This is a genomic window from Dyella jejuensis (assembly GCF_044904675.1).
Lineage (GTDB): Bacteria > Pseudomonadota > Gammaproteobacteria > Xanthomonadales > Rhodanobacteraceae > Dyella_B > Dyella_B jejuensis.
Window position 1 is genome coordinate 1 of record NZ_JADIKJ010000099.1, and the last position, 281, is coordinate 281.

At 68.7% G+C, this 281-nt stretch carries 1 protein-coding gene; it reads left to right on the forward strand.

Annotation, left to right across the window (positions count from 1 at the left end):
- On the forward strand, positions 1–281 hold a 281-nt coding region (locus tag ISP15_RS18480; protein ID WP_404549485.1), incomplete at both ends, for a hypothetical protein.

A 281-nucleotide genomic window follows, 5' to 3' on the forward strand; every position in this document is an offset into this window, starting at 1 on the left:
CAGCAGCCTGGGCGACACACCCACGCTGGACGCACTGCAGGCCGACCTCACGAGCAGTGCGCAGGACCAGACCACGCGCACGTACTACGATGGCGCCGGTCGCGTGGTCGCCCAGATCGATGCCGACGGCTACCTCACCATCACGGCCTACGACCAGACCACCGACACCACGACCACGACCCGCTACGCCACCGCGTTGACCAGCACGCAATGCAGTGCCCTGACCGGCACCGAAAGCCTCGCCACCCTGGTGGGCCTGATGGGCGGCAACACCGCCAGCG